The organism is Sphaerotilus mobilis (assembly GCF_004216565.1).
Classification (GTDB): domain Bacteria; phylum Pseudomonadota; class Gammaproteobacteria; order Burkholderiales; family Burkholderiaceae_C; genus Sphaerotilus; species Sphaerotilus mobilis.
This window is the reverse complement of sequence record NZ_SGWV01000007.1, coordinates 992311-1009488: the sequence shown is the minus strand read 5'-3', so window position 1 is coordinate 1009488 and position 17178 is coordinate 992311. Positions and strand designations below refer to the sequence as shown.

17 protein-coding genes are annotated in these 17178 nt (G+C 67.7%); all 17 read left to right on the top strand.

Annotated elements, in window-relative coordinates; all coding sequences use genetic code 11:
• Nucleotides 1-90: 90 nt before the first annotated feature.
• The 17 genes from ndk (at nt 91) to EV685_RS04675 (ending at nt 17085) form a co-directional block, all read left to right on the top strand.
• Nucleotides 91-516 (top strand): nucleoside-diphosphate kinase, encoded by a 426-nt coding sequence (gene ndk, locus EV685_RS04755; protein ID WP_130480784.1) that lies wholly within the window; start codon nt 91-93, stop codon nt 514-516.
• A gap of 75 nt (nt 517-591) precedes the next feature.
• Entirely contained in the window at nt 592-1764 is a 1173-nt protein-coding gene (gene rlmN / locus EV685_RS04750; RefSeq protein WP_130480783.1) for a dual-specificity RNA methyltransferase RlmN, read from the top strand.
• A 47-nt stretch (nt 1765-1811) separates the two neighbouring features.
• A complete protein-coding gene (pilW, locus tag EV685_RS04745) occupies nt 1812-2702 on the top strand; it encodes a type IV pilus biogenesis/stability protein PilW (protein WP_130480782.1) in 891 nt (296 codons plus the stop codon).
• Entirely contained in the window at nt 2695-3681 is a 987-nt protein-coding gene (locus EV685_RS04740) for a helix-turn-helix domain-containing protein (protein ID WP_130480781.1), read from the top strand. The genes pilW and EV685_RS04740 overlap by 8 nt, the downstream gene beginning before the upstream one ends.
• A gap of 11 nt (nt 3682-3692) precedes the next feature.
• Nucleotides 3693-4991, top strand: coding sequence for a flavodoxin-dependent (E)-4-hydroxy-3-methylbut-2-enyl-diphosphate synthase (gene ispG, locus EV685_RS04735; RefSeq protein ID WP_130480780.1), 1299 nt, complete (start codon nt 3693-3695; stop codon nt 4989-4991).
• Between the two features lie 62 nt (nt 4992-5053).
• Nucleotides 5054-6391: a histidine--tRNA ligase gene (gene hisS, locus EV685_RS04730; RefSeq protein ID WP_130480779.1), complete on the top strand. Its 1338-nt coding sequence runs from the start codon at nt 5054-5056 to the stop codon at nt 6389-6391.
• 102 nt (nt 6392-6493) lie between these two features.
• Nucleotides 6494-7168, top strand: coding sequence for a YfgM family protein (locus tag EV685_RS04725; protein ID WP_130480778.1), 675 nt, complete (start codon nt 6494-6496; stop codon nt 7166-7168).
• The gene (locus EV685_RS04720; RefSeq protein ID WP_242615418.1) at nt 7165-8292 is read left to right on the top strand and encodes an outer membrane protein assembly factor BamB; all 1128 of its coding nucleotides are present in this window, start codon (nt 7165-7167) and stop codon (nt 8290-8292) included. The genes EV685_RS04725 and EV685_RS04720 overlap by 4 nt, the downstream gene beginning before the upstream one ends.
• Before the next feature lie 37 nt (nt 8293-8329).
• Complete coding sequence (gene der, locus EV685_RS04715; RefSeq protein ID WP_130480776.1) at nt 8330-9676, top strand: ribosome biogenesis GTPase Der; 1347 nt, start codon at nt 8330-8332, stop codon at nt 9674-9676.
• A gap of 112 nt (nt 9677-9788) precedes the next feature.
• The gene (gene hfq, locus EV685_RS04710; protein WP_242615417.1) at nt 9789-10028 is read left to right on the top strand and encodes an RNA chaperone Hfq; all 240 of its coding nucleotides are present in this window, start codon (nt 9789-9791) and stop codon (nt 10026-10028) included.
• 51 nt (nt 10029-10079) lie between these two features.
• On the top strand, nt 10080-11414 hold the full coding sequence (gene hflX / locus EV685_RS04705; RefSeq protein ID WP_130480774.1) for a GTPase HflX: 1335 nt from the start codon (nt 10080-10082) through the stop codon (nt 11412-11414).
• Nucleotides 11415-11438: 24 nt separating this feature from the next.
• A complete protein-coding gene (gene hflK, locus EV685_RS04700) occupies nt 11439-12731 on the top strand; it encodes an FtsH protease activity modulator HflK (protein WP_242615416.1) in 1293 nt (430 codons plus the stop codon).
• Between the two features lie 26 nt (nt 12732-12757).
• Nucleotides 12758-13648, top strand: coding sequence for a protease modulator HflC (hflC, locus tag EV685_RS04695; protein ID WP_130480773.1), 891 nt, complete (start codon nt 12758-12760; stop codon nt 13646-13648).
• An 18-nt stretch (nt 13649-13666) separates the two neighbouring features.
• Nucleotides 13667-13855: a DUF2065 domain-containing protein gene (locus tag EV685_RS04690; RefSeq protein WP_130480772.1), complete on the top strand. Its 189-nt coding sequence runs from the start codon at nt 13667-13669 to the stop codon at nt 13853-13855.
• Between the two features lie 105 nt (nt 13856-13960).
• On the top strand, nt 13961-15124 hold the full coding sequence (locus tag EV685_RS04685; protein WP_130480771.1) for an ATP phosphoribosyltransferase regulatory subunit: 1164 nt from the start codon (nt 13961-13963) through the stop codon (nt 15122-15124).
• Nucleotides 15125-15171: 47 nt separating this feature from the next.
• Complete coding sequence (locus tag EV685_RS04680) at nt 15172-16509, top strand: adenylosuccinate synthase (RefSeq protein WP_130480770.1); 1338 nt, start codon at nt 15172-15174, stop codon at nt 16507-16509.
• Nucleotides 16510-16563: 54 nt separating this feature from the next.
• Complete coding sequence (locus EV685_RS04675) at nt 16564-17085, top strand: phosphoribosyltransferase (protein WP_130480769.1); 522 nt, start codon at nt 16564-16566, stop codon at nt 17083-17085.
• Nucleotides 17086-17178: the final 93 nt, after the last annotated feature.

The following is a 17178-nucleotide window of genomic DNA, read 5'->3' as shown; positions in this document are numbered from 1 at the left end:
ACGGTCAGGCGCCGTCATGCCCGCCGGCTAAAATCGCGGGCTTTTCGTCAACACCCCCGGTCCCACGAGAACCGGTCCCTGGAGAACTACATGGCCATCGAACGCACCCTGTCCATCATCAAGCCCGACGCCGTCGCCAAGAACGTCATCGGCCAGATCTACGCCCGCTTCGAAGGCGCCGGCCTGAAGATCGCCGCCGCCCGCCTGGCCCAGCTCTCGCGTGCCGAAGCCGAAGCCTTCTACGGCGTGCACAAGGCCCGTCCCTTCTTCAACGACCTGGTCAACTTCATGATCTCGGGCCCGGTGATGATCCAGGTGCTCGAAGGCGAAGGCGCCATCCTGAAGAACCGTGACCTGATGGGCGCAACCGATCCGAAGAAGGCCGAGAAGGGCACCATCCGCGCCGACTTCGCCGACAGCATCGACGCCAACGCCGTGCACGGCTCGGACGCCGCCGAGACGGCCGCCGTCGAGATCGCGTTCTTCTTCCCCGCGATGTCGGTCTACAGCCGCTGATGTGGCTGCGGGCGAAGGCGTCCCACGGGACGTGTCGCCCGCCCCCGGTTTTCCTGGTTCTCTCATCTGCCCTCCATGACCGCAGTCAACCTGCTGGACTTCGACCTCGACGCGCTGACCGCCTGGTGCGAACAGCTCGGCGAGAAGCGCTTCCGCGCCGTCCAGCTGTTCCGCTGGATCCACCAGCGCGGCGCATCGGACTTCGAGCAGATGAGCGACCTGGCCAAGAGCCTGCGCAGCAAGCTCGCGGACCAGGCGGTCGTGCAGCCCTTGCCGGTCGTCTCCGAGCACCGCTCGGCCGACGGCACGATCAAGTGGCTGTTCGACGTCGGTGACGGCAATGCCGTCGAATCCGTCTACATCCCCGAGGACGACCGCGGCACCTTGTGCGTGTCGTCCCAGGCCGGTTGCGCCGTGGGTTGCCGCTTCTGCTCGACCGGGCACCAGGGCTTCTCGCGCAACCTTTCGACCGGCGAAATCCTCGCCCAGCTCTGGTATGCCGAGCACACGCTGCGGCGCGAGCAAGGCACCGCCGCCGGTGACCGCGTCATCACCAACGTCGTGATGATGGGCATGGGCGAGCCGCTGCAGAACTACGGCGCGTTGGTGCCGGCGCTGCGCGTCATGCTTGATGACCACGGCTACGGCCTGTCGCGGCGCCGCGTCACGGTGTCGTCCTCCGGCGTCGTGCCGATGATGGACCGTCTGCGCGACGACCTGCCTGTGGCGCTGGCGGTGTCGCTGCATGCCGGCGACGACGCGTTGCGCGACGTGCTGGTGCCACTCAACCGCAAGTACCCGCTGGCCGAGCTGCTGGGCGCCTGTCAGCGCTACCTGACCCGGGCGCCGCGCGACTTCATCACCTTCGAGTACTGCATGCTCGACGGCGTCAACGACAGCGACACCCAGGCGCGTGCGCTGCTTGACCTGGTCGGCCCGCGTGGCCCCGTTGGCCGCGTGCCCTGCAAGTTCAACCTGATCCCCTTCAACCCCTTCCCGGCCTCGGGCCTCAAGCGATCGCCGCAGGCGCGCGTGCAGGCCTTTGCCCAGATCCTGATCGACGGCGGGCTGGTGACCACGGTGCGCAAGACCCGCGGCGACGACATCGACGCGGCCTGCGGCCAGCTTGCGGGCGAGGTGCAGGACCGCACCCGTGCCCACGAGCGCATGACCCGCGCGCCCGTCCGGGTGGTGCGTGGCGCTGCCTCTGCCGGCCCGGTGCCGGTTGACCCGGCGGCCTCGGCATGACGTTGTCGGGCCTGTGGCGCCGGGCTTGCGCCGACAATCGGGCCACCATGCCCAAGCGAACCCTGCGCGTCTGTCTGACCCTGCTGTTGAGCGGCTTGACCCTGGTCGCCCTGTCGGCCTGCACGACCACCACGGAAGTGGTCAACACCAGCGTGGGCGACACCGTCCAGACGCCGGTCCAGTCACCGGCGCCGGTCAGCGTGCCGTCCTCGGCGGGCGCCGCTGCGCGGCCCGATCTGGTCACGTCGTCGGACGAGTCGGACATGGCCAAACGCTCGCGCATCCGGCTTGAACTGGCGGCGGCCTACTTCGGCCAGGGCCAGGCGTCGACCGCGCTGGACGAGGTCAAGCGGGCGCTGCAGGCCGATCCGAACAACGGCGCGGCCCACAACCTCCGCGGCCTGATCTACGCCAGCCTGTCGGAGGACGCACTGGCCGACGACAGCTTCCGGCGCGCGCTGGCACTCAACGCAGCCGACGCCGACGCATCGCACAACTACGCCTGGTACCTGTGCCAGAAACGCCGCTACCCCGAGGCGCGCCGCTACTTCGAGCAGACGCTGGCCTTGCCGCGCTACCGCGAGCAGGCCAAGACCTTGCTGGCACAGGGCGTCTGCGAGGCCCGCGCCGGCGATCTGGCGGCGTCCGAACGCCTGCTGTCCCGCGGCTTCGAGCTCGATACCGGCAACCCGGCGATCGCCTACAACCTGGCCGAGGTGCTGATGCGCCGGGGCGAGCTGGACCGGGCGCGCTTCTACATCCAGCGGCTCAACGCGGACAACAACCTGGCGAGCGCCGAGACGCTCTGGTTGGCCGCCCGCATCGAGCACCAGCGCAAGGATCTCGCCGCCACCGAGGATCTGGGCCGGCAGTTGCGCAACCGCTACCCGGGCTCGCGCGAAAGCGCAGCGTTTGAACGAGGTTTGTTCGATGAGTGAAGCCACGTCCGCCGGCGCCATGCTGCGTCAGGCCCGCGAACAGCGCGGCCTGGATCTGGACCAGCTTGCGCTGCTGCTGAAGGTGCCGGTGCGCAAGCTCGAAGCGCTTGAAGCGGATCGCTACGACGAGCTGCCCGGCACGGCCTTCGTGCGCGGCCTGGCCACGGCCATCGCCCGCCAGCTGGACATGGATCCGGCGCTGGTCCTGGCGGCCTTGCCGAGCGGCGGCGTGGCCCCGGTGGCGCTGGAGAGCGTCACCCGCGGCCTGGCCACGCCCTACCGCGAGCCCTTCGAGCGTCAGCGCCTGACCCAGTGGCGCAACTGGTTGCGGCCGAGCCTGGTCGCACCGCTGTCGCTGCTGTTGCTGGCCTTGCTGGTCTGGCAGGCGCCGGCCGCGTCGACCTGGTTGCCCGATGGACTGGTGCAGTCCTGGTCAGACCTGAAGGCCAGCCTGTCCGACGATGCGCCCGACACCGGAACGACCGTCACCGAAACCCCGCCCTTGTCGGCCGAGGTGGTGGCCAGCGGCGTCATGGCCTCGGCCGATGGCGGTGACAGCGGCGGCGCGGTTGCGGTGGCCGGCGCACCCAGCGCGGTCATCGAGACGGTGCATTCGGCTCCCCGCGAGGACGTGTTGCTCACGCCAGCCTTGCCGGCTTCGGCCAACACGAAGACCTCGGCCAAGTCGTCCGCTGCTGCGGCGGCGGCCGCATCGGCGGCCGAACCGACCCGTCCGGCCTATGCCCGCACGGTGGTGCTGCGCACACGGGCCGACTCGTGGATCGAGGCGCGCGACGCCGCCGGGGCCGTGCTGTTGTCGCGCATGCTGCCGGCCGGCGAGATGGTCGGTCTGGAGGGCAGCCTGCCCATCCGCCTGAAGATCGGCAATGCCGACGGCACCGAGGTGCTGTTCAAGGGCAAGCCGGTCGACCTGGCCCCGCTGACGCGCGAGAACGTCGCGCGGGTCGAACTGAACTGACGGGTAGTCCCATGGCCAACGAGAGCAGCAAGACCGATCTGGACCTGGACCGCGCGCCGATCGCGCTCGGGGAACCCGCGCCGCGCCGCAGCCTGCAGGCTCGCGTGGTCTGGGGCGAGCGCGTGGTGACGATCGGCGGCGACGCGCCGGTGCGTGTGCAGTCGATGACCAACACCGACACCGAGGACGTCATTGGCACGGCCATTCAGGTCAAGGAACTGGCGATCGCCGGCTCCGAGCTGGTGCGCATCACCGTCAACACGCCCGAGGCCGCCGCCGCCGTTCCGGCGATCCGCGAGCAGCTTGACCGCATGGGCATCGACGTGCCGCTGGTGGGCGACTTCCACTACAACGGCCATCGCCTGCTGACCGACTTCCCGGAGATGGCGCAAGCGCTTTCCAAGTACCGCATCAACCCCGGCAACGTTGGCAAGGGTGACAAGAAGGATCGTCAGTTCGCAATGATGGTGGAGGCCGCCGTCAAGCACGACAAGGCCATCCGCATCGGCGTCAACTGGGGCAGCCTGGACCAGGAACTGCTCGCCCGCCTGATGGACGAGAACCAGCGCCGCGCCCGGCCCTGGGAGGCGCGCCAGGTGATGTACGAGGCGCTGATCCAGTCGGTGCTGGAGTCGGCCGCCGCAGCGGTCGAGCTGGGCATGAACCCGGCGCAGATCATCCCGAGCTGCAAGGTCAGCGGCGTGCAGGACCTCGTCGCGGTCTACCGCGCGCTGCGCCCGCGCTGCGACTACCCGCTGCATCTGGGCCTGACGGAGGCCGGCATGGGCACCAAGGGCACGGTCGCATCGGCCGCCGCGCTGGCGGTGCTGCTGCAACAGGGCATCGGCGACACCATCCGCGTCAGCCTGACGCCGCAACCCGGCGAGGCCCGCACCCAGGAGGTCGTGGTCGCCCTGGAGATCCTGCAGGCGCTCGGCCTGCGCAGCTTCGTGCCCAGCGTGACGGCCTGCCCTGGCTGCGGTCGCACCACCAGCACGACCTTCCAGGAACTGGCCAAGCAGATCGACGACTACCTGCGCGCGCAGATGCCGGTCTGGCGTGTGCGTTACCCCGGCGTCGAGACCATGAAGGTCGCGGTGATGGGCTGCATCGTCAACGGCCCCGGCGAGAGCAAGCATGCCGACATCGGCATCAGCCTGCCCGGCACCGGCGAGGCCCCGGCCGCGCCGGTCTTCATCGACGGCGAGAAGGCCCTGACGCTGCGTGGCGAAGGCATCGCCACCGAGTTCCAGGCCATCGTCGAGCAGTACATCGAGCGCCGCTACGGCGCCGCAGCGGCCAACGCCTGAACCGGGCTCAGGCCCCGCTGGCGGCGGCTCGGGGCCGCCGCTTTCCTTTTGGACGAGAAGACATGAGCGAGAAGATCCTGGCCGTCAAAGGCATGAACGACATCCTGCCGGCCGGCCTGCCGCGCAAGGAAAAACTGCCCGACTCGGCACTGTGGCGCTGGTTCGAGACCACGGTGCAGACGGTGCTGTCGCGCCATGGCTACCAGTACCTGATGACGCCGATCGTTGAACCGACGGCGCTGTTCGTGCGCGGCATCGGCGAGGCCACCGACATCGTCGAAAAGGAGATGTACTCCTGGACCGACGCGATGAACGGCGACCGCCTGACATTGCGCCCGGAAATCACGGCCGGCATCGTGCGGGCCATGGTCGAACACAACGCGCTCTACAACGGGCCGCTGCGTGTCTGGGGCATCGGACCGGTGTTCCGCCATGAACGGCCGCAGAAGGGGCGCTACCGACAGTTCCACCAGCTCGATGTCGAGGCGCTGGGCTTTGCCGGACCGGACGTCGATGCCGAGCTGATCCTGCTGGTGCGCCAGCTTTGGCAGGCGCTTGGCCTGAAGGTGGGCGACGGCTCGGACTGCCACGTGCGCCTGGAGCTCAACAGCCTGGGTCAGCCGGCCGAGCGGGCCGCACACCGCGCGGCGCTGATCACCTACTTCGAGGCGCACGCCGAACAGCTCGACGAGGACGCCCGGCGCCGCCTGCACAGCAACCCGCTGCGCATCCTCGACAGCAAGAACCCGGCGATGCAGGCGCTGGTCGAGGCCGCGCCGAAGCTGCAGGCGCACCTGGGCGACGCATCGAAGGCGCACCTGGCTGCGGTCTGCCAGGTGCTGGACGCCGCCGGACTGCCCTACCGAATCAACCCGCGTCTGGTGCGCGGGCTGGACTACTACAACCTGACGGTGTTCGAGTGGATCACCGAGCAGCTCGGCTCGCAGGGCACGGTCTGCGGCGGCGGGCGCTACGACGGCCTGTTCGAGCAACTGGGCGGCAAGCCCACGCCAGCGATCGGCTTCGGACTGGGCATCGAGCGCCTGCTGCTGCTGTTGCAGGAACTGGGCGTGCCGGTTCCGGGCGCACAGGCCGACGCCTACGCCGTCATCCCCGACGTGGCGGCCCTGCCGCAGGCGATGGTGGTGATCGACCGGCTGCGCGCGGCCGGCGTCTCGGTGCTGATGCACGCCGGTGGGGGCTCGTTCAAGTCGCAGTTCAAGAAGGCCGACGCCAGCGGCGCGCGCCACGCGCTGGTGTTCGGTGCCGACGAACTTGCCCAGGGCATGGTGGCCGTCAAGCCGCTGCGCGAGGGCGGTGGCGCCCAGCGCTTGCTCCCCCTGGACGGGGCCTCGGGCTGGGCTGCCGAGCTGCTGGCCGGTACAGGCCAGCCCGCATAATCTTGGGTTCGGTTCGACACACGGGCCGAACCACTTTCATCCACCGCTGCGTGCAGATCCTGTCGCATCGGTGCCGCAATCCGAACGTCCCTCAGGCACTGCATGGCCACGCACCTCGACCTCGAAGAACAGGAACAGATCGATCAGCTCAAGCACTTCTGGAAGCGCTGGGGCAACGTCATCAGCTGGGGCCTGGTGCTCGTGCTGGGCGCCTATGCCGGCTGGTCGGGCTGGCAGTGGTGGCAGCGTGACCAGGCCAGCAAGGCCAACGGCATGTACGACGAGGTCGAACGCGCCGTGCTGGTCGGCGATGCCGATCGTGCCGGCAAGATCTTCGAGGACCTGAAGTCGCGCTATGCCGGCGCGCCGATCGCCGGCCAGGCCGGTCTGCTGACCGCCAAGGTGCAGGCGGACAAGGGCAAGGCCGACGAGGCCCGCGCCACCCTCGCCTGGGTGGCCGATCAGTCCAGCGTGCGGGAATACCAGGTGGGTGCTCGCCTGCGGCTGGCGGCCCTGCTGCTTGATGCCGGCAAGGCCGACGAGGCCCTGAAGACGCTGCCGACCGACCTGCCCGAAGGCTACGAGGCGCTGGTCGCCGACCGCCGCGGCGACATCCAGATGGCGCTGGACCAGAAGGCGGAGGCCATCAAGTCTTACGAGCAGGCCTACAAGGCGATGGATCCGACGCTGGACTACCGCCGCCTGATCGAGGCCAAGCTGATCGCGCTGGGCGCCGCACCGGCGCCGGACGCTGCCGCATCTGGAGCCCAACCGTGAGATCGGTTGCCCGCCTCGTCGGTGCCGCCGCGCTGATTGGCGCGGCCGCTCTGCTGGCTGGCTGCGGCGCATCGCCGCCCAAGCCGGCGCCGCTGGAGGTCGTGGTCCCGCGCATCACCGGCAAGCAGGTCTGGCGCCAGTCGCTGGGCGCTGCACCGGTCGCCGGGCTCAGCGTGGCGGTGCAGGGCGATCGCTTCCTGGTGGCGTCGCGTGATGGCGTGGTCCTTGCGCTGGACGTCGCGACCGGTGCCGAGCGCGCCCGCATCGCCGTGGGCGAGCCCCTGACGGCCGGTGTCGGCAGCGACGGTCGCCACATCGCGGTGGTCGGCGCCAGCAACGACCTGATCGTGCTCGAAGGTGGCAAGGTGCGTTGGCGCAGCCGGCTCGGCTCGCGCGCGGTCACCGCGCCGCTGGTGGCCGGCGAGCGAGTCTTCGTCCAGCGCGTGGACCGCACCATCGAGGCCTATGACGTGCTCGACGGCCGCAAGCTCTGGAGCCTGTCGCGCAGCGGCGAGCCCCTCGCGCTGGCCCAGCCCGGCGTGCTCCTGCCGTTCAAGGACACGCTGCTGGCCGGGCAGGGCGCCCGCCTGCTGCAGATCGACCCGCTGCTGGGCACGCTGCGCCAGGAGCTGGCGCTGCCGGCCCAGCGTGGCACCAACGAGGTCGAGCGTCTGGCTGACCTCGTGGCGCCTGCGGTTCGCCTCGGCGACGTGCTTTGCCTGCGGGCCTTCCAGTCGTCGGTGGGCTGTGTCCAGGTCGAGCGCAACCAACTGCGCTGGAGCCGCAACTTCGGCGGCTACCAGGGCGTCGCGGCCGATGCCGACGTGCTGATCGCCGCCGATGGCAGCGACCGCGTCAGCGCCTGGAAGGCCTCCAGCGGCGATCTGCTGTGGAGCCATGAGCGCGTGCGCAACCGCCGCCTCAGTGCGCCGCTGATCAGCGGCAGCACGGTGGTCTTCGGCGACTTCGAAGGCTGGCTGCATTTCTTCGGCCGCGAGCGGGGCGACAGCCTGCTGCGCCTGCCCACCGACGGCAGCGGCATCGCCGCACCGCTGGTGCGTGCCGGCACGACGCTGCTGGCCATCACCCAGTCGGGCGGCATCTACGCCTTCCGACCCGATTGAGCGGGCGCGTCGCCGCCCGCCTGCAAGAGAGCCCATCATGAAACTGGTCATTGCCCTCGTCGGACGACCCAACGTCGGCAAGTCCACCCTGTTCAACCGACTCACCGGCAGCCGCGACGCGATCGTGGCCGACTACGCCGGCCTGACCCGCGACCGCCACTACGGTGACGGCAAGGTCGGCCGCCAGGAATTCATCGCCATCGACACCGGCGGCTTCGAGCCCGAATCGACCGACGGCATCTTCAAGGAAATGGCCAAGCAGACCCGCCAAGCGGTCGCCGAGGCCGATGCCGTGATCTTCGTGGTCGACGTTCGGGCGGGTCTTTCCGCACAGGACCACGACATCGCGCGCTACCTGCGTGGCGCGAACAAGCGCGTGCTGCTGGCGGCCAACAAGGCCGAGGGCATGCAGGAATCTCCTCTGCTGGCCGAGTTCTACGAGCTGGGCATCGGCGAGCCGCACCCGATCTCCTCGGCCCACGGCCAGGGCATCCGAAGCTTGATCGAGACCGCGCTCGAGGACTTCATCTCGCCCGAGGATGACGAGGACGACGAGGCGGTGAGCGACGAGGACCGGCCGCTGCGTCTGGCCGTCTGCGGTCGCCCCAATGTCGGCAAGTCCACGCTGATCAACACCTGGCTCGGGGAGGAACGTCTGGTGGCGTTCGACCTGCCGGGCACCACCCGCGACGCCATCACCGTGCCCTTCGAGCGCGACGGCAAGCGCTACGAGATCATCGACACAGCCGGGCTGCGTCGCAAGGGCAAGGTGTTCGAGGCGATCGAGAAGTTCTCGGTCGTCAAGACCTTGCAGGCCATCGCCGATTCCAACGTCGTGCTGCTGCTGATCGATGCGCTCGAAGGCGTGTCGGACCAGGATGCGCACATCGCCGGCTACATCCTTGAGTCGGGCCGCGCGGTGGTGATCGCCGTTAACAAGTGGGACGCCATCGACAGCTACCAGCGCGAGATGCTGGAGCGCTCGATCGAGTCGCGCCTGTCCTTTCTGAAGTTTGCGCCCATCGTGCACATCTCGGCCAAGCGCCGCCAGGGCCTGGGCCCGCTGTGGCAGGCCATCGACGCGTCGTGGGCGTCGGCCACCCGCAAGATGCCGACGCCGCAGTTGACCCGTCTGCTGCAGGACGCGGTGTCCTACCAGCAGCCCAAGCGCGCAGGTGCCTTCCGACCCAAGCTGCGATATGCGCACCAGGGTGGCCAGAACCCCCCCATCGTGGTGGTCCACGGCAATGCGGTCGAGCATGTGACGGACGTCTACAAGCGCTACCTCGAAGGCCGCATCCGCGAGCACTTCAAGCTGGTCGGAACGCCCTTGCGCATCGAGATGCGCAGCTCGCACAACCCCTTTGCGGACGACGAGCGCTGAGGCTTGCGGATCGACGACAGGCCCGTGTTTCAGGGCCATGTCCGGGGCCTGCGATGGGCGGAAACCCTGTGTTATGGTCCAGACTTCCGAACTTTTCAACACGGAGAATATCGTGAGCAACAAAGGGCAATTGCTGCAAGACCCTTTCCTGAACCTGCTTCGCAAGGAGCATGTGCCGGTGTCGATCTACCTCGTCAACGGCATCAAGCTTCAAGGTCACATCGAGTCCTTTGACCAGTATGTCGTCCTGCTGCGAAACACGGTGACCCAGATGGTCTACAAGCACGCAATCTCCACCGTTGTGCCCGGTCGTCCGGTGAATTTCCACCCGAACGACACGCCGGAAGCCTGAGTTGGCTCTCCCCCCGACCGGTACCCTTTCCTCCCAGATTCTTCGATCACCTTGACCGACACGGAAGTTGTCGCACGTCCGCGGGCTGTGCTCGTGGGCGTCGACCTGGGTACCGGTTCTTCTTTCGACCCGACCCTCGACGAACTGGCGCTGCTGGCCGAATCGGCCGGTGACGAGCCGGTCGCACGCCTGATCGCGCGCCGCAAGGCCATCGATGCCGCGTTCTACGTGGGCAGTGGCAAGGCTGACGAGATCAAGGAACTGGTGACCCTGCACCAGGCCCATTGCGTCATCTTCGATCAGGCCCTGGGGCCCGCGCAGCAGCGCAACCTCGAACGTCACATCGGCGTGGAGGTGCTTGATCGCACCGGTCTGATCCTCGAGATCTTCGCGGCCCGCGCGCGCAGCCACGAGGGCAAGCTGCAGGTCGAGCTGGCCCGGCTGCAATACCTGGCGACCCGCCTGGTGCGGCGCTGGTCCCACCTCGAACGACAACGCGGCGGTTTTGGTCTGCGTGGTGGTCCTGGCGAGACCCAGATCGAGCTGGATCGCCGCATGATCGATGCGCGCATCAAGTCCGTGAAGGAGCGCCTGGCCAAGGTCAAGCGCCAGCGCAACACGCAGCGTCGCTCGCGTGAGCGCCATGGCACCTTCCGTGTCTCGCTGGTGGGCTACACCAACGCCGGCAAGAGCACGCTGTTCAATGCGCTGGTCAAGGCCCGTACCTACGCGGCCGACCAGCTGTTCGCGACGCTCGACACCACCACGCGACAGATGTACCTCGAGGCCGCGCAGCGCAGCGTCTCGCTGTCCGACACCGTGGGTTTCATCCGTGACCTGCCGCACGGCCTCGTCGAAGCCTTCCAGGCCACGCTGCAGGAAGCCGCCGAGGCCGATCTGCTGCTGCATGTGGTCGACGGTGCCAGCCCGACCTGGTTGGAGCAGGTCCAGGAGGTCCAGCGTGTGTTGCGTGAGATCGGCGCGGACGACCTGCCACAGCTGCTGGTTTTCAACAAGCTCGATCTGATCGAGGACGATGCGCGACCACGCGAGAACGTCGATCACTACGAGCTGGAGCCCGGTCGCATCGTGCCGCGCCTGTTTCTCAGCGCGGCCGAAGGCATCGGCCTGGCCGAACTGCGCGCGGCGATCGCGCAAGCCTCCATCGATGCGGATGCGCAGGTCGACACCCTGCCCGCGGATGTCCGCTTCCGGTCACTCGATGTCGATGTCGATGCCGAGGTCGGTGCCGATGCCAGCCTTGACCTCGACGATGTCGATGCGTCCATGGAACCTCTGCCCGACGACCTGCTCGAAGCTGCGCCCGATGACGCCGAGCACGGCGCCAACGTTGACGAACATCGGTCCCGCCACCGTGCGGCTTGATCGCCAGCCATTAGCATTCAGCCCATGACATCCATGCCCCACACCCTGAGCCTGGGAACCCGACTGGCCGAGGCCTTTGCGGCCGCCCGCGCCTTGACCTCAGGTGCCGGCCGTCGCGCGCTGTCGCTCGCCGGCGTCGGCCTGATGGCCAACGGCCGCAACGACGGTCCGCCCGACCTCGACGAACTCTGGCGCGATTTCAACCAGAAGCTCGGTGGCCTGTTCGGCGGGCGCACCCCTGGGAACCGCAGTGGGGGTTCCGGCGGCGGCGGTGGCGATCCTTCGGATGCGCGCATGCTGGGCATCGGTGGCGGCCTGATCGCCGGCATCGTCGCGCTGCTGTGGCTGGGCAGTGGCTTCTTCATCGTCCAGGAAGGCCAGCAGGCGGTGGTCCTGACCTTCGGGCGTTACGCCCGCACGGTCGACGCCGGCATCCAGTTCCGCTGGCCCTATCCCTTCCAGGCCCACGAGACGGTGTCGGTCACGCAGACCCGTTCGACCGAGGTCGGTCGCAACAACGTCGTGCAGGCCACCGGTCTGCGCGACTCGTCGATGCTGACGCAGGACGAGAACATCGTCGACATCCGCTTCACCGTGCAGTGGCGTCTCAAGGAGGTCAAGGACTTCCTGTTCGAGAACCGCAACGTCGAGGAGGCCGTGCAACAGGCGGCCGAATCCGCCGTGCGCGAGATCGTGGGCCGCAGCAACATGGATTCGGTGCTCTACGAGCAGCGCGACGCCATCGCGGTCGACCTGGTCAAGTCCATCCAGGCCCAGATGGATCGCCTGAAGGCCGGCGTGTTGGTGGTCAACGCCAACGTCCAGAGCGTGCAGGCGCCCGAGCAGGTCCAGGCCGCCTTCGACGATGCGTTCAAGGCAGGCGCCGATCGCGAGCGCCTGAAGAACGAAGGCCAGGCTTATGCCAACGACATCCTGCCCAAGGCCCGAGGTGCGGCGGCTCGCCTGAACGAGGAAGCACAGGGCTACCGCGCCCGTGTCATCGCCCAGGCCGAAGGTGATGCCGAACGCTTCCGCTCGGTGCTGACCGAGTACCAGAAGGCGCCAGCCGTGACCCGTGACCGGCTCTACATCGACACGATGGCGCAGGTCTACGCCAACGTCAGCAAGGTCATGGTCGACTCGCGCGGCAACAGCAACTTGCTCTACCTGCCGCTGGACAAGCTGATCCAGCAGGCCGCGCCGTCTTCCTCCTCGCCGGCGCTCAATGCGCCCGTGCCGCCCGCCATCGAGACCGCGCCGGCGCCGGTTACCGATGTGCGTTCGCGTGACGGCCAGCGCAGCCGCGACGCCCGTTGAGACCGAGCCCAGAAGGATCCCTCCCCATGAATCGAATCGGACTCATCGTCGTCGGCGTGCTGCTGGTCTTGATGACCGCCATGTCCACGCTGTTCGTGGTCGACCAGCGCTTCGTCGCGGTCGTCTACTCGCTCGGCGAGATCAAGGAAGTCATCACCGAGCCGGGCCTGAAGTTCAAGCTTCCGCCTCCGCTGCAGAACGTCATCCTGATCGACCGTCGCACCCAGACGCTGGACAGTCCCGAGACCCGGCCGATCTTCACGGCCGAGAAGCAGACCCTGGTGATCGACTGGCTGGTCAAGTGGCGCATCGTCGAGCCGCGTCAGTTCATCCGCAACACCGGCATCGATCTGCGCAACGCGGAAGCTCGTCTGACGCCGATCGTGCAGGCCGCTTTCAACGAGGAAGTGACCAAGCGGAGCGTGCGCTCGATGCTGTCGGGCGAGCGCGAGAAAGTCATGCAGGACGTCATGACCCGCATGGCCGACGACGCCAAGAACTTCGGCATCGAGATCGTTGACGTGCGCATCAAGCGCGTGGACTTCGCCTCGACGGTGACCGAGTCGGTCTACCGTCGCATGGAGTCCGAGCGCAAGCGCGTGGCCAACGAGTTGCGCTCACAAGGTTCGGCCGAGGGCGAGAAGATTCGCGCCGATGCCGACAAGCAGCGCGAGGTCATCCTTGCCGAGGCCTACCGCGACGCGCAGAAGCTCAAGGGTGAAGGCGACGCCAAGGCTTCCGCGCTCTACGCCGACGCCTTCGGCCGTGACCCGCAGTTCGCGCAGTTCTACCGCAGCCTGGAGGCCTATCGCTCCAGCTTCCGCAGCAAGAGCGACGTGATCGTGGTCGACCCGGGCAGCGAGTTCTTCAAGGCCATGCGGGGTAGCCCGGGTGGTGCGCCTGCGACGCGCAAGTGACCGAGGCCTGAATCGCCGATGGTCGAGACGCTGCTGATCGCGTTCGCACTGATGCTCGTCTTCGAAGGGCTGATGCCGCTGATCAGTCCGCAGCGCTGGCGCGAGGTCTTCGAGCAGGTGCTCAAGCTTCATGATGGGCAGATCCGTTTCTTCGGTCTCTGCAGCATCCTGATCGGGCTGCTGTTGCTGCTGCTCAACTGGCCCTGACGCCGACTATCGGCGTCGACGGGCCTCTTCCCAACCCTGTGCCGGTGTCGGCCGGCTGCAAGGTGCCGGCCGCTAGAATCCGGCGTTTTGAGTTCACGAAACGCCATGTCCTCAGCTTGGCTGCTGCCCGAGCACATTGCCGATGTCCTGCCGCACGAAGCGCGCCGCATCGAAGAACTGCGCCGCCTCATGCTGGATGCCGCGCGAGCCCATGGCCACGAGCTGGTCATGCCACCGCTGCTCGAACACATCGAGTCGCTGTTGTCGGGCACCGGGCATGCGCTCGACCTGAAGACCTTCAAGCTGGTTGACCAGCTCAGCGGACGCACGCTGGGTGTGCGTGCGGACACCACGCCGCAGGTTGCTCGCATCGACGCCCATCTGCTCAACCGCGTCGGCCTGACCCGTCTGTGCTATTGCGGTCCGGTGTTGCACACCCGCCCGAGCGGCCTGCATGGGAGCCGGGAGCCGTTGCAGTTCGGCGCCGAGACCTATGGTCACGCCGGCCTGGAGGCTGATCTCGAGATCATCGAACTGGCGCTCGAGTGCCTGGGTCGCGCGGGCATCGGCGGTTTGCTGCTCGACCTGTCCGATGCGCGCCTGCTGCGCGGCGTGCTGTCCTGTGGCGAGGTCATGACCGACACCCGACATGCCGTCGAGGCCGCCCTAGCAGCCAAGGATCGGACCGCCATCGAGGACCTCGGTGCCGCCTTGCCGCCGGTCGTGCGCGCGGGCTTGCTCGCCCTGGTCGATCTGTATGGGGGTGCCGACCTGCTGGTGCAGGCACGCCATCGTCTTCCGGATGTTCCGCTGGTTCGCGCAGCCCTGGATGACCTCGATTGGCTGGCGCGCCACCTGCACGCGCTGCAGCCCGAGCTGGCCCTTGGTTTCGACCTCGGTGACATGTCCGGTCAGGGCTACTACAGCGGCGCCCGTTTCGCGATCTACGGCCGCGGCTGTACCGATGCACTGGCCCGCGGCGGACGCTACGACGATGTCGGCGCGGTCTTTGGCCGCAAGCGCGCGGCGGTCGGGTTCAGCCTGGACCTGAAGGCGGTGGTGGGCGGTGTCGGCTTCGATGGCCGTCGTGCCGCCATCCGCGCGCCCTGGAGCGAAGACCCCGATCTGCGCGCTGTCGTGCGCCGTCTGCGCCGTGAAGGCGAGACGGTGGTCAGCGTGCTGCCGGGCCATGAACACGAGGCCGACGAGTTCGACTGCGACCGTGAACTGGTCGCCGAACAGGGCCAGTGGTGGGTGCGTGCACGCTGAGTGCGTGTCGCCTGCACCCGAGTTTTTCCTTTCGATCGGATCTAGAGATGGATACACGCAGTGCCGCGTCGGGCCGCAACGTTGTCGTGGTCGGCACCCAATGGGGTGACGAAGGCAAGGGCAAGGTCGTCGACTGGCTGACCGACCATGCCAGCGCCGTGGTGCGCTTCCAGGGCGGCCACAACGCCGGCCACACGCTGGTGATCAACGGCAAGAAGACAGCGCTGCAGCTGATCCCGTCGGGGATCATGCGCGAGGGCGTGGCCTGCTACATCGGCAACGGCGTGGTGGTTGATCCGGCCCACCTGATGCTCGAGATCGAGCGTCTGGAAGCTGCCGGGCTGAACGTGCGTTCGCGCCTGTACATCAGCGAGTCCTGCCCGTTGATCCTGCCCTTCCACGTCGAGGTCGACCGCGCCCGCGAGGCGCTGCGCGAGTCCAGCGGTGCCGGCAAGATCGGGACGACCGGCAAGGGCATCGGCCCGGCCTACGAGGACAAGGTCGCGCGCCGTGCGTTGCGGGCCCAGGACCTCAAGCACCCCGAACGTTTCGCCAGCAAGCTCAAAGACCTGCTCGAACTGCACAACCACGCGCTGTCGGGTTTCCTCAAGGGCACGCCACTCGAGTTCCAGCCGATCTTTGACCAGGCCATGGCACTGGCCGAGCAGATCAAGCCGATGCTGGCCGACGTCGGCGTACGCATCCATGCGACCAATGTGGGCGGCGGCAGCGTGCTGTTCGAAGGCGCTCAGGGCACGCTGCTCGACATTGACCACGGCACTTACCCCTTTGTGACGTCGAGCAACTGCGTGGCCGGCAACGCCGCCGCCGGCTCGGGCGTCGGTCCGGACAAGCTGCACTACATCCTTGGCATCACCAAGGCTTACACCACGCGCGTGGGCAGCGGCCCGTTCCCGACCGAGTTGCCGATCGATGAGGCCGGCAGCGTGGGTCATCATCTGTCGACCATCGGCCAGGAGCGCGGCACCGTGACCGGACGTGCGCGTCGCTGCGGCTGGCTCGATGCGGCTGCCCTCAAGCGCTCGATCCTGATCAATGGCATTTCGGGCCTGTGCATCACCAAGCTCGATGTGCTCGACGGCCTGGCCGAGATCAAGATGGGCATCGGCTACAAGCTGCGCGGCGAGACCATCGACATCTTGCCTCTTGACGCCGACGACATCGTCGCCGCCGAGCCGATCTACGAGACCTTCCCGGGCTGGACCGAGACCACCTTCGGCGTCACCGAATGGGACCAGTTGCCGCTGAACGCGCGCCGCTATCTCGAGCGGGTGCAGGCCTTCATCGGTGCGCCGATCGACATGGTCTCCACTGGCCCGGACCGCGACCACACCATCCTGCTGCGTCATCCGTACAAGGCCTAAGCCGCACGGGTCACGGGACCACCACGACGTTCACCGCTGATAAGGGAAAGACCGATGCTCACCGACGATGGCAAGCACCTGTATGTGTCCTGGGACGAGTACCACCTGCTGACCGAGCGCTTGGCGCTCAAGGTGCATAACTCGGGCTGGGAGTTCGACCAGATCCTGTGTCTGGCACGTGGCGGCATGCGTCCCGGGGACGTGCTCTCGCGGGTGTTCGACAAACCGCTGGCCATCATGTCGACGAGTTCCTACCGAGCCGAAGCCGGCACGATCCAGGGCCGTCTTGACATGGCCAAGTACATCACCATGCCCAAGGGTGAACTGGCGGGGCGTGTTCTGCTGGTCGATGACCTCGCCGATTCGGGCGTGACGCTGCAGGCGGTGGTCGAACGGCTGCGCGGCATGCCGTCGATCCGCGAACTGAAGTCTGCCGTGCTGTGGGTCAAGGGTGTGTCGAGCTATGTGCCCGACTACTACGTCGAGATGTTGCCCACCAGCCCGTGGATCCATCAGCCCTTCGAGGAATACGACGGCTTGCGCCCGGACGGGCTGGCCCGCAAGCTGGCCGTCTGAGCGACTGGCTGTGCACAACGCAAAACGCCCGGCAAGTCCGGGCGTTTTTGTTGGATCGTTCATGTCGGGGCGACGTTCAAGGGCATGTCCCGC

Coding starts and splice junctions, on each gene's coding strand:
- ndk (WP_130480784.1), top strand. CDS start 91: ATGGCCATCGAACGCACCCTGTCCATCATCAAGCCCGACGCCGTCGCC.
- rlmN (WP_130480783.1), top strand. CDS start 592: ATGACCGCAGTCAACCTGCTGGACTTCGACCTCGACGCGCTGACCGCC.
- pilW (WP_130480782.1), top strand. CDS start 1,812: ATGCCCAAGCGAACCCTGCGCGTCTGTCTGACCCTGCTGTTGAGCGGC.
- EV685_RS04740 (WP_130480781.1), top strand. CDS start 2,695: ATGAGTGAAGCCACGTCCGCCGGCGCCATGCTGCGTCAGGCCCGCGAA.
- ispG (WP_130480780.1), top strand. CDS start 3,693: ATGGCCAACGAGAGCAGCAAGACCGATCTGGACCTGGACCGCGCGCCG.
- hisS (WP_130480779.1), top strand. CDS start 5,054: ATGAGCGAGAAGATCCTGGCCGTCAAAGGCATGAACGACATCCTGCCG.
- EV685_RS04725 (WP_130480778.1), top strand. CDS start 6,494: ATGGCCACGCACCTCGACCTCGAAGAACAGGAACAGATCGATCAGCTC.
- der (WP_130480776.1), top strand. CDS start 8,330: ATGAAACTGGTCATTGCCCTCGTCGGACGACCCAACGTCGGCAAGTCC.
- hflK (WP_242615416.1), top strand. CDS start 11,439: ATGACATCCATGCCCCACACCCTGAGCCTGGGAACCCGACTGGCCGAG.
- hflC (WP_130480773.1), top strand. CDS start 12,758: ATGAATCGAATCGGACTCATCGTCGTCGGCGTGCTGCTGGTCTTGATG.
- EV685_RS04690 (WP_130480772.1), top strand. CDS start 13,667: ATGGTCGAGACGCTGCTGATCGCGTTCGCACTGATGCTCGTCTTCGAA.
- EV685_RS04685 (WP_130480771.1), top strand. CDS start 13,961: ATGTCCTCAGCTTGGCTGCTGCCCGAGCACATTGCCGATGTCCTGCCG.
- EV685_RS04680 (WP_130480770.1), top strand. CDS start 15,172: ATGGATACACGCAGTGCCGCGTCGGGCCGCAACGTTGTCGTGGTCGGC.
- EV685_RS04675 (WP_130480769.1), top strand. CDS start 16,564: ATGCTCACCGACGATGGCAAGCACCTGTATGTGTCCTGGGACGAGTAC.